A 13,116-nucleotide genomic window follows, 5' to 3' on the forward strand; every position below is an offset into this window, starting at 1 on the left:
TGCGCCGGGGGGGCGCAGGCCGGTGGCAATGGCTTACTTCGAGTACAGCTCGACGATCAGCGCTTCGTTGATGTCGCTGGGCAGGTCGCCGCGGTCCGGCACGGCCTTGAACACGCCGGCGAACTTGTTCGAATCCACCTCGACCCACGAGGGCGACAGATTCATTTGCTCGGCAAGGGTCAGGGACTCCTTGACGCGCATCTGCTTCTGGGCCTTCTCGGACAGGGCGATCGCGTCGCCGGCCTTGACGGCATACGACGGCAGGTTCACGGGCTTGCCGTTGACGGTGACGCCGCGGTGGCTGACCAGCTGGCGTGCCGCCGGGCGGGTGACCGCAAAACCCATGCGGTAGACGACGTTGTCCAGGCGGGTTTCCAGCAGCTGCAGCAGGTTCTCGCCGGTGTTGCCCTTCTTGGTCGCAGCCTTCTTGTAGTAGTTGCGGAACTGGCGCTCCAGCAGACCGTAGATGCGCTTGACCTTCTGCTTCTCGCGCAGCTGGGTGGCGTAGTCGGACAGCTTGCCCTTGCGGGCGGTGGCGCCGTGCTGGCCGGGCTTCTGCTCCAGCTTGCACTTGGAATCGAGCGCGCGGGCCGGCGACTTCAGCGAGAGGTCGGCGCCTTCGCGACGGGCGAGCTTACAGGTGGGACCGATATAACGAGCCATGTTCTAGTGCTCCCGCGCGTCAGACGCGACGCTTCTTCGGCGGACGGCACCCGTTGTGCGGGATAGGCGTCACGTCGATGATGTTGAGGATCTTGTAGCCGACGTTGTTCAGCGAACGAACGGCGGATTCTCGGCCCGGACCCGGACCCTTGATGCGCACTTCCAGCGCCTTGACCCCGTAGTCCAGCGCGGCTTTGCCAGCCTTCTCGGCGGCAACCTGCGCGGCGAACGGAGTGGACTTGCGAGAGCCGCGGAAACCCGCGCCGCCCGAAGTCGCCCAGCTCAGGGCGTTGCCCTGGCGGTCGGTGATGGTGATGATCGTGTTGTTGAAAGAAGCGTGGACATGCGCAATTCCGTCGGTGACGACGCGCTTGATCTTCTTCTTGGTCTTGGTTGCTGCCGGCTTGGCCATGATGTCTGTTCCTTACTTCCGGATGGCCTTGCGCGGGCCCTTGCGGGTGCGCGCATTGGTGCGGGTGCGCTGGCCACGCAGCGGCAGGCCGCGGCGGTGGCGCAGGCCGCGATAGCAGCCCAGGTCCATCAGACGCTTGATGGCCATGCCGACTTCGCGGCGCAGGTCGCCTTCGACGATGAACTTGCCGACTTCGGAGCGCAGGCGCTCGACTTCCGGCTCGGACAGGTCACGGATCTTGGTCGACGAGTTGACGCCAGCCGATTCACAGACCTGCTTGGAACGGGTACGGCCAATGCCGTAGATGCTTTGCAGCCCGACCCAGACGTGCTTCTGGGCAGGCAAGTTGACGCCCGCAATACGCGCCATAAGGCGATCTCCGATAAACGAAATGACGCCGAACCGAGAGATTCGACGTGGGAAACGTGAAATTGTAACCCAATCCCGACTTGTCAGGAAGCCAAGGCAAGCCCTGGCCCGGCATGGGGAGTGTGCCCATGCTCCGGCGATGGCCCCGGACTGGCAGCGCCCGGCCCTTGCGGGCCCGGCCTGCCCGCGCGCTACTCTGGCGCGCGGATCGGTCCGGGGCCACCCGCACGCGGGATCGTCGCGCGGGTCGCCCATTTGCCGGTTCGCGCGTTCGTCGAACCGGCGGTTGTCACTTGCCCCGCAGCGGATGCGGGGACGGATGCGCGGCCCCGCTCAGCGGGCGCCGCGCCCCTTGAGGTTGGCCTTCTTCAACAGGCTCTCGTACTGGTGCGACATCAGGTGCGCCTGGATCTGCGCGATGAAGTCCATCACCACCACCACCACGATCAGCAGCGAGGTGCCGCCGAAGTAGAACGACGCGCCCATTTCGGTACGCATCACTTCCGGCAGCAGGCAGACCAGCACCAGGTAGGCCGAACCGGCCGCGGTCAAGCGGGTCAGCACGCCATCGATGTACTCGCCGGTGGCCTTGCCCGGACGGATGCCCGGAATCAGCGCGCCGGACTTCTTGAGGTTGTCCGCGGTCTCCTGCGAGTTGAACACCAGCGCCGTGTAGAAGAACGCGAAGCCGACGATCAGCGCAGCCAGCAGGATCATGTGCAGCGGTTCGCCAGGCGACAGCATCTGGCTGACCTTCTGCAGCCACACCGTGGCGGAGCTGCCGGACTGGCCGAACCACGTCGACGCCGTGGCCGGGAACATGATGATCGACGATGCGAAGATCGGCGGGATCACGCCCGACATGTTGAGCTTGAGCGGCAGGAACGAGCTCTGGTTCTGGTAGCCGCCGCGGGCGCCCTGGCGACGCGCGTAGTTCACCGTGATGCGGCGCTGGCCGCTCTCCATGAACACCACGAACCAGGTCACCGCCAGCACGATCGCCAGGATGAAGAACACCGTGATCCACTGCATGTCGCCGCTGTTGGCCTGCTGCAGGGTGTTCAACACCGCGCCCGGCAGACCGGCGACGATGCCGGCGAAGATGATCAGCGACACACCGTTGCCGATGCCGCGCTCGGTCACCTGCTCGCCCAGCCACATCAGGAACACCGTGCCGGCGGTCAGCGAGACCACCGCGGTCACCACGAAGCCGAGGCCCGGGTTGTAGACCACCGGTACGCCGCCGCTCGCGCCCTGCCCCTGCAGCGCGATGGCGATGCCGGCGGCCTGGAACACCGCCAGGAACACCGAACCCACGCGCGAGTACTGGGTGATCTTGCGACGGCCCGACTCGCCTTCCTTTTGCAGCGCCTTCAGGCTGGGCAGGATCTGCACCATCAGCTGCATCACGATGGACGCGGAGATGTAGGGCATCACGTTCAGCGCGAACAGGCTGAAACGCGCAAGCGCGCCGCCGGAGAACATGTTGAACATGTCCACCACGGTGCCCTTCTGCGAGTCCATCAGCTGGAGCATCGCCTCGGGATTGACGCCCGGCACCGGAATGAAGCAGCCGATGCGATAGACGATCAGCGCACCGATGACGAACAGGAGGCGCGAGCGAAGTTCGGTGAACTTGCCCGCGCCCATCAGGCCTGCCAATGCTCCAGCACTGCGCGACATGCCTTTCTTACTCCGCCAGCTTGCCGCCGGCCGCTTCGATCGCGGCCTTGGCGCCGGCGGTCGCAGCGATGCCCTTCAGCACGTAAGCCTTGGTCACTTCGCCCTTGGCGACGACCTTGGCGCGCTTGGCGGTGCTCGGCACCAGCTTGGCGGCACGCAGGGCGGCGAAATCGATCTCGCCGGCCGGCAGCATGTCCAGCTTGTACAGCAGCACTTCGGCGCAGTCGTTGGCCATCTTCGAGCGGAAGCCGATCTTCGGCAGGCGGCGCTGCATGGGGATCTGGCCGCCTTCGAAACCGGCCTTGATCTTGCCCTTGCCGGAACGCGCGAACGAACCCTTGTGACCGCGGCCACAGGTCTTGCCGAGGCCGGAGCCGATGCCGCGACCGACGCGACGCGGTTCCTGGCGGGCGCCGTCCGCGGGCTTGAGTGTATTGAGCTTCATGTGATTACTCCTCCACCTTCACCAGGTAGTGGACCTTGTTGATCAGGCCACGAACCTGCGGGCTGTCCTTGAGTTCGCGGACGCTGTTGAGCTTGCCGAGGCCGAGCGCCTTGACCGACAGGCGATGGCGCGACTGGGTACCGCGCAGGCCCTTGACCAGGCGGACCTTGATGGTCTTGTCATTAGCCATTGATCAGATCCTCCACCTTCTTGCCGCGCTTGGCCGCGATCTTCGCCGGGGAGTGCATCGACTCCAGGCCCTTGATCGTGGCGCGCACCAGATTGATCGGATTGCGCGAGCCGACCGCCTTGGCCAGCACGTTCTTCACGCCAACCGCTTCCAGCACGGCGCGCATCGCGCCGCCGGCGATCACGCCGGTACCTTCGGAGGCGGGCTGCATGAACACGCGGGCAGCGCCGTGTCCAGCCTTGACCTGATGGAACAGGGTGCCGTTGTTCAGATCGACCGAGCTCATGCCCTTGCGAGCCTGCTCCATCGACTTCTGGATGGCGACCGGCACTTCGCGCGCCTTGCCATAGCCGAAACCGATCCTGCCGGCGCCGTCGCCCACCACCGTCAGCGCGGTGAAGGTGAACTGACGGCCGCCCTTGACGGTCTTGCTGACGCGATTGACGGCGATCAGCTTCTCGATCATGCCGTCATCGACTTTTTCCTCGCGGGGACCGCGATCGCGGCCGCGGGATTCGCGTTGTTCTGCCATTTCGATGTCTCGATTGTTGAGGGGATTTGCGGCTTTGCCGCTTATGGTTGTGGAGTGCTGCGGGTGTTCCGCCATCGCCGCAACCGGCGGTGGCGCCCGATGCGAGCCGCATCGGCAGCAGACAGCGGAAGGCAAGGAGCCGGAGCCCCTCGCCTTCAGGCCCTTAGAACTGCAGGCCGCCTTCGCGCGCGGCGTCGGCCAGCGCCTTGATGCGCCCGTGGTAGCGGTAGCCCGAACGGTCGAACGCAACGCGCTCGATGCCGGCGGCCTTGGCGCGCTCGGCGATCATCTGGCCGACCTTGGCGGCAGCCTCGGCGTTCTTGCCATTCTTCAGGCCGGCTTTCACGTCGGCCTCGACGGTAGCGGCCGACGCCAGCACCTTGGCGCCGTCGTGGGTGAACAGCTGGGCGTACAGGTGCTGGCCGGTGCGCAGCACCGACAGGCGCGGCACGCCGAGTTCGCGGATGTGTGCACGGGTCGACTTGGCGCGACGCAGGCGGGCGATCTTCTTTTCCATGGTCTTCTTCTCCGAAAGCTGAAGGCTGTGCTTGCCCCGAAGTGTCCGCACGAGGATGTGCGGGCTCTTGCCGGGGATGCGCGATTACGCCTTCTTGGCTTCCTTGCGGATGATGGTCTCGTCGGAATACTTCACGCCCTTGCCCTTGTAGGGCTCCGGCGGGCGGTAACCACGGATCTTGGCGGCAACTTCACCCACCAGCTGCTTGTCGGCACCCGCGACCAGGATTTCGGTCTGGGTCGGCGTGGTGATGGTGATGCCAGCCGGCGGCGCAAACAGGATGGGGTGCGAATAGCCCAGCGACAGGTTGAGATCCTGACCCTGCATGGCGGCGCGGTAACCCACGCCGACCAGCTCGAGCTTGCGCTCGAAGCCGGAGCTGACGCCGTGCACCATGTTGGCGACGATCGCGCGCAGGGTGCCGGCGAGCGGCACCAGCGACGGATCGTTGGCCGACAGCTGCGCGTGGCCGTCTTCGATCTTGACTTCGATGCCGGCCGGCTTGGCGACGGTCAGGGTGCCCTTCGGGCCCTTGACGCTGATCGCGTCCGACTGGACGTTGACTTCGACGCCCTTGGCGAGGACGACGGGCTTCTTGGCGACTCGGGACATGTTCGTTACTCCCTTAGGCCACGATGCACAGGACTTCGCCGCCGACGCCGTGCTGGCGCGCCTGCGAGTCGGTCATGATGCCCTTGGAGGTGGAAACGATCGCCACGCCGAGGCCGTTCAGGACCTTCGGCAGCGCATCCTTGCCACGATACTGGCGCAGACCCGAGCGCGACACGCGCTTCAGGGTCTCGATCACCGGCTTGCCCTCGAAGTACTTCAGGGCGATTTCAAGCTCGGCCTTGGCGCCGTTCGGGGTCACGCGGGCGTCGGCGATGTAGCCTTCGTCCTTGAGGACGTTGGCGATCGCGACCTTGACCTTGGAGGACGGCATCTTCACCGCCGGCTTGCCGACCGCGGCCGCATTCCTGATGCGGACCAGCATGTCGGCGATAGGATCAGTCATGCTCATATGGATTCACCTGATGAGTAGCACCGATATCCGCTTTCGCGAAAATCTTTCGGATTGTGGACGCCGCGAAACTGGAACGTCGCGGCGCTGTTGCAGGCGCAAACCCCGCATCGCTGCGGGGTTCGGGAGCCGCCACCGCCGCTTTCGCGACAGGTAGCGGATCAGTATAGCAGTTTTTTTTACCAGCTCGCCTTGCGCAGGCCAGGCACGTCGCCATTCATCGTCGCCTTGCGCAGCGCGTTGCGGCCCAGGCCGAACTTGCTGTAGACCGCACGCGGGCGACCGGTCAGGGCGCAGCGGGTGGTCTGGCGGGACGGTGAGGAGTCGCGCGGCAGCTTCTGCAGCTTGGTCGCGGCCACCATCTTGTCCTCGTAGGACGCGTCCTGGCTGGCGATGACCTTCTTCAGCGCGTCGCGCTTGGCGGCGTACTGCTTGGCCAGTTTGGCGCGCTTGGCTTCGCGGTTGATCATGGAAGTCTTGGCCATGACGTGTCCTTTAGTTGCGGAACGGGAAGCGGAAGGCTTCGAGCAGGGCCTTGGCCTCGGCGTCGGTCTTCGCGGTGGTGGTGATGGCGATGTCCATGCCGCGCATCGCATCAACGGCGTCGAAGTCGATCTCCGGGAAGATGATCTGCTCCTTCACGCCCATGTTGTAGTTGCCACGGCCGTCGAACGAACGGCCCGACACGCCGCGGAAGTCGCGGACACGCGGCAGCGAGATGTTGATCAGGCGATCGAGGAACTCGAACATCTGGGCGCGGCGCAGGGTGACCTTGCAACCGATCGGCCAGCCGTCGCGGATCTTGAACGAAGCGACCGAGACGCGCGACTTGGTGACCACCGGCTTCTGGCCGGAAATCTTGGTCATGTCGGCGACAGCGTTCTCAAGCACCTTCTTGTTGGTCGCCGCTTCGCCCACGCCCATGTTCAGCGTGACCTTGACGAGCTTCGGGACCTGCATCGGATTGGTGTAGCCGAACTGCTGCATCAGCTTCGGCACCACTTCTTCCCTGTAGAACTTTTCGAGACGGGTGTTCATGTCAGATAGCCTCGCCGCTGGAGCGGAACACGCGGATGCGCTTTCCATTCTCGAGCACCTTGGTGGCAACGCGTTCGCCCCTGCCCGTCGCCGGGTTGAGCAGCATCACGTTGGAAATATGGATCGACGCCTCGCGCTCGACCACGCCGCCGGGCTGGCCGGCCTGCGGGTTGGGCTTGGTGTGGCGCTTGATCAGGTTCAGGTTGGCAACGTAGACGCGCTCACCATCGACGCGCACGACTTCGCCGGTCTGGCCCTTGATCTTCTTGTTGCCGGTGGTCACTACCACCTGGTCGCCCTTGCGGATACGGTTCATGTTCTTCCTTCCTCCGCTCAGAGCACTTCAGGCGCGAGCGAGACGATCTTCATGAACTTCTCGGTGCGCAGCTCACGGGTCACGGGCCCGAAGATGCGAGTACCGATCGGCTCTTGCTTGTTGTTCAGCAACACGGCGGCGTTGCCGTCGAAGCGGATCAGCGAACCGTCAGCGCGGCGCACGCCCTTGCGGGTGCGCACCACGACGGCGTCGTAGACGTCGCCCTTCTTCACCTTGCCGCGCGGAATCGCTTCCTTCACCGACACCTTGATGATGTCGCCGATGCCGGCGTAACGGCGCTTCGAGCCGCCGAGCACCTTGATGCACATCAGTTCCTTGGCACCCGAGTTGTCGGCAACGTCGAGAAAGCTCTGCATCTGGATCATGGCTGTCTCTCCTGCTTACTCGGCGGCACGCGTGATGATTTCCACCACGCGCCAGTTCTTGGTCTTGGACATCGGTGCGCATTCCGCCACGCGGACGACGTCACCTTCGCTGCAGGTGTTGTCGGCGTCATGGGCGTGCAGCTTGGTCGAGCGACGGATGTACTTGCCGTACAGCGCGTGCTTGACCTGGCGCTCTACGAGCACCGTCACGGTCTTGTCCATCTTGTTGCTGACAACGCGGCCTTCGACCGTGTGCAGCTTCTTGGTTTGTTCAGTCATGTCTGCCGTTCCTTACTTCGACGCACTGTTTTGCAGCGCGCCAAGCAGCGTATTGACGCGAGCAATCTCGCGGCGCACGCGGCGGGGCTCGTTGGTCTTGGACGGGGGCAGCTGGCCGGTGGCCTTCTGCATGCGCAGCGCGAAGCGCTCCTTCTGCAGGTCGACCAGGTGGGCCTTCAGCTCGTCCGCCGACTTCTGACGCAGTTGCTTGAGTTCCATCAGCGCACCGTCCGGGTCACGAAAGTGGTGGTGACCGAGAGCTTGGCCGAAGCCAGGCGGAACGCCTCGCGCGCGATCTCCTCGCTGACGCCCTCGATCTCGTAGATCATGCGGCCGGGCTGGATCTGGGCGACCCAGTACTCCACGTTGCCCTTACCGGAGCCCATGCGGACTTCGATCGGCTTCTTGGTGATCGGCTTGTCGGGGAACACGCGGATCCACATCTTGCCGCCACGCTTCACGTAGCGGCTGATGGAACGCCGCGCGGCCTCGATCTGGCGAGCGGTGAGCTGACCGGTGGCGGTTGCCTTCAGGCCGAACTCGCCGAAGCTGACCGCGTTGGCGCTCCAGCTCAGGCCTTCATTGCGGCCCTTGTGGACCTTGCGGTATTTGGTTCGCTTGGGTTGCAACATGATTTATTCCCTCGCTTCGCCGCGCTCGGCGCGGTCGCCACGGTCACGGCGCGGACCACGCGGACGCTCACGGTCGCCGCCACGCGGCGCCGGGCTGTCGTCCTGCTTCTCCTGGCCAACCTGGGAGAAATCGAAGATCTCGCCCTTGTAGACCCACACCTTGATGCCGATGATGCCGTAGGTGGTCTTCGCTTCCGCGAAGCCGTAATCGATGTCCGCACGCAGGGTGTGCAGCGGCACGCGGCCTTCGCGGTACCACTCGGAACGGGCGATTTCCGCACCGTTCAAGCGGCCAGCCACGTTGACCTTGATACCCAGCGCGCCGAGACGAATCGCGTTGCCGACCGCGCGCTTCATGGCGCGGCGGAACATGATGCGGCGCTCCAGCTGCTGGGCGATGGACTCGGCCACCAGCTGCGCGTCGAGTTCCGGCTTGCGGACTTCGGTGACGTTGATGTGCGCCGGCACGCCGAGCACATCGGACACTTCCTTGCGCAGCTTCTCGATGTCCTCGCCGCGCTTGCCGATCACCACGCCCGGACGGGCGGTGTGGATGGTCACGCGGGCGTTGTTGGCCGGACGCTCGATCAGGATCTTGCTGATGCCGGCCTGGGCCAGCTTCTTGCGCAGCATGTCGCGGACACGGAGGTCGGCCGACAGGAACTCGGCGAACTGCTTCTTGCCGGCATACCACTTGGAGTTCCAGTCCTTGGCGATGCCCAGGCGGATGCCGATCGGATTGACTTTATGACCCATGATTACTTGCCCTCGCCCACGACCACGGTGATGTGGCTGGTGCGCTTGGTGATGCGCGTGCCACGGCCCTTCGCACGCGCCATGAAGCGCTTCAGCGAGGGACCCTCATCGACCATGATGGTCTTGACCTTGAGTTCGTCCGCATCGGCGCCGTTGTTGTTCTCGGCGTTCGAGGCAGCCGAGAACACGACCTTGTAGATCATGCCGGCGGCCTTCTTGTCCGAGAACTTCAGCAGGTCGAGCGCACGGGCCACGGGCAGGCCGCGCACCTGGTCGGCGACCAGGCGAACCTTCTGGGCGGAGATGCGCGCACTGCGCAGGACGGCTTTCGCTTCCATGGTCATCTCCTTACTTCCCCTTCTTGTCGCCGCCATGACCCTTGAACGTACGGGTCACGGCGAATTCGCCAAGCTTGTGGCCGATCATGTTCTCGTTGATCAGCACGGGGACATGGTTCTTGCCGTTGTGCACGGCGATGGTGAACCCGATCATTTCCGGCAGGATCGTCGAGCGACGCGACCAGGTCTTGATCGGCTTCTTGCTGCTACCCGCGGTCTCCACCTTCTTCTGCAGATGGTGGTCGATGAACGGGCCCTTCTTGAGTGAACGTGCCATTGCCGATTAGCTCCTGCGATCGCGCACGATGAACTGCTGGGTGCGCTTGTTCTTGCGGGTCTTGTAACCCTTGGTCGGCACGCCCCACGGGGTGACCGGATGCGGGTTGCCCTGGCCTGCCTTCGCCTCACCACCGCCGTGCGGGTGATCGACCGGGTTCATGGCAGCACCACGAACGGTCGGCTTGACACCGCGCCAGCGGGCGGCGCCCGCCTTGCCGAGCTTCTGCAGACCGTGCTCGTCATTGCTGACTTCGCCGATGGTCGCGCGGCACTCGGCCGGCACCTTGCGCATTTCGCCGGAGCGCAGGCGCAGGGTGGCGTAGACGCCTTCGCGGGCGACCAGCTGCACGCCGGCACCGGCCGCGCGGGCGAGCTGCGCGCCCTTGCCGGGCTTCATCTCGATGCAGTGGATCGTGGAACCCACCGGGATGTTGCGCAGCGGCAGGGTGTTGCCGGCCTTGATCGGGGCGTCGCGGCCCGCGATCACCTGGTCGCCGGCCTTGAGGCCCTTCGGCGCGATGATGTAGCGGCGCTCGCCGTCGGCGTAGCACAGCAGCGCGATGTGCGCGGTGCGATTGGGATCGTACTCGATGCGCTCAACGCGGGCCGGGATGCCCTCCTTGTCGCGCTTGAAGTCGATGATGCGGTAATGCTGCTTGTGCCCACCGCCGATGTGGCGGGTGGTGATGCGGCCGTGGTGGTTGCGGCCACCGGTCTTGCTCTGCTTCTCGACCAGCGGCGCGTAGGGCGCGCCCTTGTGCAGATCCGGCGTCACCACGCGGACCATCGAGCGACGGCCGGCAGAGGTGGGCTTGAATGTCATCAGTGCCATGGACTTGTTCCTCAGGCCGAGGCCGTCATCACGTCGATCGCCTGGCCTTCGGCCAGGGTGACGTACGCCTTGCGCCAATCGCCGCGGCGGCCCTGGCGAAACTTGAAGGACTTGGTCTTGCCCTTCACGTTCACCACGTTGACCGCCTCGACCTTGACGTCGAAGATCTTCTCGACCGCCGCCTTGACATCAGCCTTGGTGGCGGTCTTCGCGATTTCGAAGACGTATTGGTTGGAGACTTCCTGCAGGCGCGCGGTCTTTTCGGACACACGCGGCGCACGGATCACTTCGTACAGGTTTGCGGCGCTCATGCCAGCCACTCCTCGATCTTCTTCACCGCGTCGGTTGTCACCAGCACGGTATCGGCGCCGACCAGGGCGACCGGATCCAGGCCCTGCACGTCACGCACCTGCACGTAGGGCAGATTGCGCGCGGACAGGTACAGGTTGTCGGTCGCTTCCTCGGTGACGATCAGCGGGCGCCGGCCGGCCTTCAGCTCGGCGAGCTTGGCCACCAGACCCTTGGTCTTCGGTGCATCGATGTCGAACGACTCGATCACGGTGATACGGCCCTGACGATTCAGCTCGGACAGGATCGACGCGATCGCGGCGCGGTACATCTTGCGGTTGACCTTCTGCGCGAAGCTGCGCGGCTTGGCCGCGAAGGTCACGCCACCGCCGACGAAGATCGGGGCCGTCAGGGCGCCATGACGCGCGCCGCCGCCCTTCTGCTTCTTCGACTTCTTGGTGGTGCCGTTGACTTCCGAACGCGTCTTCTGCGCCTTGGTGCCGGCACGACCAGCGTTGCGGTACGCCACGACGACCTGATGGATCAGGTCTTCACTGAAGGCGCGATCGAACACCGCCTCGGAGACCGCCAGCTTGGCGCCGCCATTGATATTCAGTTCCATGATCAGACTCCCTTGCTCGTCGGGCGCACGATCACATCGCCGCCCGGCGCACCCGGGATCGCGCCACGCACGGCGATCAAGCCGCGCTCGGCATCGACCTTCACGACCTGCAGGTTCTGCGTGGTCTGGGTGACGTGGCCCATGTGGCCGGCCATCTTTTTGCCCGGGAACACGCGGCCCGGCGTCTGGCGCTGGCCGATCGAGCCCGGCGCGCGATGCGACAGCGAGTTACCGTGGGTGGCATCACCCATCTTGAAGTTCCAGCGCTTGATCGTGCCCTGGAAGCCCTTGCCCTTGGTCACGCCCTGGACGTCGACGATCTGGCCTTCACTGAAGATGTCGGCCTTGATCTCGCCGCCCACTTCGAAGCCACCGATCTGGTCGGCTTCGACGCGCAGCTCCCACAGGCCACGACCCGCTTCCACCTTGGCCTTGGCCAGGTGGCCGGTGGCCGGCTTGGTCAGCAGGCTGGCGCGCTTGACGCCCGCGGTGACCTGCACGGCGCTGTAGCCGTCGGTTTCCACGGTCTTGATCTGGGTGATGCGGTTCGGCGTGGCTTCGATCAGGGTCACCGGCACGGCCTTGCCGTCCTCGGTGAACATGCGGCTCATACCGGCCTTGCGACCGACGATGCCGAGCGAATACTTCTTCGCGCTCATCTCGGTACTCCTCAGGTCAGCTTGATCTGGACATCAACGCCAGCCGCGAGTTCGAGCTTCATCAGCGCGTCCACGGTCTTGTCGTTGGGGTCGACGATGTCGAGCACGCGCTTGTGCGTGCGGGTCTCATACTGATCGCGCGCGTCCTTGTCGACGTGCGGCGAGGTCAGGATGGTGTAACGCTCGATCTTGGTCGGCAGCGGGATCGGGCCGCGCACTTGCGCGCCGGTCCGCTTGGCCGTCTCGACGATCTCGCTGGCCGAACGGTCGATCAGACGATGATCGAACGCCTTCAGCCGGATGCGAATCTTCTGGTCCGCCATGGGAGGAATGCCTCATGTTCTAAAGAGCGACAGGTGCGACGGCGTTGGGTGCGCCACACCCCGTGAATACAACGGGTCTTGCGGGTTTTCGCTGCGTCCTGCATGCGAATTGGCGAGCCGGATGCCCGGCCCGCCAGAGCAGGTTTCCATGAACGCGCCGAAAGGCCCCGCCGATGTGTCCCGGAAACTTCCGGAACGGACGAGGCCTTGCCACGCGACATCTCCCTGTCTGGCGAACACGAAGCGCATCCTGCGCTTCATTTCGCGCCCCGACCGGAACTCAGATTCCGCTGGGGTCGTACATTCTAACGGGGGTTTGCTGGACTTTGCAAGTCCGGATTCCCTTTTGTTTCCGCACGTCATTCCCGCCCGGCGGGAATGACGCTTCGAGCCGGACCCCCGCCTGCGCGGGGTGATGTTCTGGCCAACCGCGCGCCGAAGCGCGCGGGGCCTCGCATCACTTGATGATCTTCGCCACCACGCCGGCGCCGACGGTGCGGCCGCCTTCGCGGATCGCGAAGCGCAGGCCTTCGTCC

At 64.9% G+C, this 13,116-nt stretch carries 26 protein-coding genes; all 26 read right to left on the minus strand.

The genetic code is table 11. The features are described from left to right. Positions 1 to 33 precede the first annotated feature (33 nt). On the minus strand, positions 34 to 663 hold the full coding sequence (rpsD, locus tag E5S66_RS09400) for a 30S ribosomal protein S4 (protein WP_138348974.1): 630 nt from the start codon (positions 661 to 663) through the stop codon (positions 34 to 36). Positions 664 to 682: 19 nt separating this feature from the next. Further along, the gene (rpsK, locus tag E5S66_RS09405; RefSeq protein ID WP_028839572.1) at positions 683 to 1,075 is read right to left on the minus strand and encodes a 30S ribosomal protein S11; all 393 of its coding nucleotides are present in this window, start codon (positions 1,073 to 1,075) and stop codon (positions 683 to 685) included. A gap of 12 nt (positions 1,076 to 1,087) precedes the next feature. Beyond that, entirely contained in the window at positions 1,088 to 1,444 is a 357-nt protein-coding gene (gene rpsM / locus E5S66_RS09410; RefSeq protein WP_028839571.1) for a 30S ribosomal protein S13, read from the minus strand. Between the two features lie 333 nt (positions 1,445 to 1,777). Further along, entirely contained in the window at positions 1,778 to 3,127 is a 1,350-nt protein-coding gene (secY, locus tag E5S66_RS09415; RefSeq protein ID WP_028839570.1) for a preprotein translocase subunit SecY, read from the minus strand. A gap of 7 nt (positions 3,128 to 3,134) precedes the next feature. Further along, positions 3,135 to 3,572 (minus strand): 50S ribosomal protein L15, encoded by a 438-nt coding sequence (gene rplO, locus E5S66_RS09420; RefSeq protein WP_028839569.1) that lies wholly within the window; start codon positions 3,570 to 3,572, stop codon positions 3,135 to 3,137. 4 nt (positions 3,573 to 3,576) lie between these two features. Further along, positions 3,577 to 3,762, minus strand: coding sequence for a 50S ribosomal protein L30 (gene rpmD / locus E5S66_RS09425; RefSeq protein ID WP_028839568.1), 186 nt, complete (start codon positions 3,760 to 3,762; stop codon positions 3,577 to 3,579). Further along, complete coding sequence (rpsE, locus tag E5S66_RS09430; protein WP_038053588.1) at positions 3,755 to 4,294, minus strand: 30S ribosomal protein S5; 540 nt, start codon at positions 4,292 to 4,294, stop codon at positions 3,755 to 3,757. The genes rpmD and rpsE overlap by 8 nt, the downstream gene beginning before the upstream one ends. 163 nt (positions 4,295 to 4,457) lie before the next feature. Next, complete coding sequence (rplR, locus tag E5S66_RS09435; RefSeq protein WP_028839566.1) at positions 4,458 to 4,811, minus strand: 50S ribosomal protein L18; 354 nt, start codon at positions 4,809 to 4,811, stop codon at positions 4,458 to 4,460. 84 nt (positions 4,812 to 4,895) lie between these two features. Continuing rightward, positions 4,896 to 5,423 (minus strand): 50S ribosomal protein L6, encoded by a 528-nt coding sequence (rplF, locus tag E5S66_RS09440; RefSeq protein WP_028839565.1) that lies wholly within the window; start codon positions 5,421 to 5,423, stop codon positions 4,896 to 4,898. A 13-nt stretch (positions 5,424 to 5,436) separates the two neighbouring features. Continuing rightward, entirely contained in the window at positions 5,437 to 5,832 is a 396-nt protein-coding gene (gene rpsH, locus E5S66_RS09445) for a 30S ribosomal protein S8 (RefSeq protein ID WP_028839564.1), read from the minus strand. Between the two features lie 179 nt (positions 5,833 to 6,011). After that, on the minus strand, positions 6,012 to 6,317 hold the full coding sequence (gene rpsN, locus E5S66_RS09450) for a 30S ribosomal protein S14 (RefSeq protein WP_028839563.1): 306 nt from the start codon (positions 6,315 to 6,317) through the stop codon (positions 6,012 to 6,014). A 10-nt stretch (positions 6,318 to 6,327) separates the two neighbouring features. Then, positions 6,328 to 6,870 (minus strand): 50S ribosomal protein L5, encoded by a 543-nt coding sequence (gene rplE / locus E5S66_RS09455; RefSeq protein ID WP_138348975.1) that lies wholly within the window; start codon positions 6,868 to 6,870, stop codon positions 6,328 to 6,330. Position 6,871: 1 nt separating this feature from the next. Beyond that, a complete protein-coding gene (gene rplX, locus E5S66_RS09460) occupies positions 6,872 to 7,186 on the minus strand; it encodes a 50S ribosomal protein L24 (RefSeq protein ID WP_138348976.1) in 315 nt (104 codons plus the stop codon). A gap of 17 nt (positions 7,187 to 7,203) precedes the next feature. Beyond that, the gene (rplN, locus tag E5S66_RS09465) at positions 7,204 to 7,572 is read right to left on the minus strand and encodes a 50S ribosomal protein L14 (protein ID WP_028839560.1); all 369 of its coding nucleotides are present in this window, start codon (positions 7,570 to 7,572) and stop codon (positions 7,204 to 7,206) included. A gap of 15 nt (positions 7,573 to 7,587) precedes the next feature. After that, on the minus strand, positions 7,588 to 7,851 hold the full coding sequence (gene rpsQ, locus E5S66_RS09470; RefSeq protein ID WP_138348977.1) for a 30S ribosomal protein S17: 264 nt from the start codon (positions 7,849 to 7,851) through the stop codon (positions 7,588 to 7,590). 12 nt (positions 7,852 to 7,863) lie between these two features. Continuing rightward, positions 7,864 to 8,070 carry a 50S ribosomal protein L29 gene (rpmC, locus tag E5S66_RS09475; RefSeq protein ID WP_138348978.1) on the minus strand — a complete coding sequence of 69 codons (207 nt, stop codon included), beginning with the start codon at positions 8,068 to 8,070 and terminating at the stop codon, positions 7,864 to 7,866. Next, positions 8,070 to 8,483: a 50S ribosomal protein L16 gene (gene rplP / locus E5S66_RS09480; RefSeq protein ID WP_028839557.1), complete on the minus strand. Its 414-nt coding sequence runs from the start codon at positions 8,481 to 8,483 to the stop codon at positions 8,070 to 8,072. The genes rpmC and rplP overlap by 1 nt, the downstream gene beginning before the upstream one ends. A 3-nt stretch (positions 8,484 to 8,486) precedes the next feature. Further along, the gene (rpsC, locus tag E5S66_RS09485) at positions 8,487 to 9,239 is read right to left on the minus strand and encodes a 30S ribosomal protein S3 (RefSeq protein ID WP_138348979.1); all 753 of its coding nucleotides are present in this window, start codon (positions 9,237 to 9,239) and stop codon (positions 8,487 to 8,489) included. A gap of 2 nt (positions 9,240 to 9,241) precedes the next feature. Continuing rightward, the gene (gene rplV / locus E5S66_RS09490) at positions 9,242 to 9,577 is read right to left on the minus strand and encodes a 50S ribosomal protein L22 (RefSeq protein WP_138348980.1); all 336 of its coding nucleotides are present in this window, start codon (positions 9,575 to 9,577) and stop codon (positions 9,242 to 9,244) included. A 10-nt stretch (positions 9,578 to 9,587) separates the two neighbouring features. After that, positions 9,588 to 9,854, minus strand: coding sequence for a 30S ribosomal protein S19 (gene rpsS, locus E5S66_RS09495; protein WP_028839554.1), 267 nt, complete (start codon positions 9,852 to 9,854; stop codon positions 9,588 to 9,590). A gap of 6 nt (positions 9,855 to 9,860) precedes the next feature. Beyond that, positions 9,861 to 10,688, minus strand: a complete 828-nt coding sequence (gene rplB / locus E5S66_RS09500) for a 50S ribosomal protein L2 (RefSeq protein ID WP_028839553.1) — start codon at positions 10,686 to 10,688, stop codon at positions 9,861 to 9,863. A gap of 11 nt (positions 10,689 to 10,699) precedes the next feature. Then, complete coding sequence (gene rplW / locus E5S66_RS09505; RefSeq protein WP_028839552.1) at positions 10,700 to 10,999, minus strand: 50S ribosomal protein L23; 300 nt, start codon at positions 10,997 to 10,999, stop codon at positions 10,700 to 10,702. Further along, entirely contained in the window at positions 10,996 to 11,598 is a 603-nt protein-coding gene (gene rplD / locus E5S66_RS09510) for a 50S ribosomal protein L4 (RefSeq protein WP_028839551.1), read from the minus strand. Before rplD ends, rplW begins: the two co-directional genes overlap by 4 nt. Before the next feature lie 2 nt (positions 11,599 to 11,600). Next, positions 11,601 to 12,257, minus strand: a complete 657-nt coding sequence (gene rplC, locus E5S66_RS09515; RefSeq protein ID WP_028839550.1) for a 50S ribosomal protein L3 — start codon at positions 12,255 to 12,257, stop codon at positions 11,601 to 11,603. Positions 12,258 to 12,268: 11 nt separating this feature from the next. Next, positions 12,269 to 12,580 carry a 30S ribosomal protein S10 gene (rpsJ, locus tag E5S66_RS09520; RefSeq protein WP_024891232.1) on the minus strand — a complete coding sequence of 104 codons (312 nt, stop codon included), beginning with the start codon at positions 12,578 to 12,580 and terminating at the stop codon, positions 12,269 to 12,271. A gap of 457 nt (positions 12,581 to 13,037) precedes the next feature. Next, the coding region (locus E5S66_RS09525) for an EF-Tu C-terminal domain-related protein (RefSeq protein ID WP_454651434.1) at positions 13,038 to 13,116 on the minus strand (79 nt) is incomplete at its 5' end.

Source organism: Thermomonas fusca, from assembly GCF_005862345.1.
In the GTDB taxonomy this organism is placed as follows: Bacteria; Pseudomonadota; Gammaproteobacteria; order Xanthomonadales; family Xanthomonadaceae; genus Thermomonas; species Thermomonas fusca.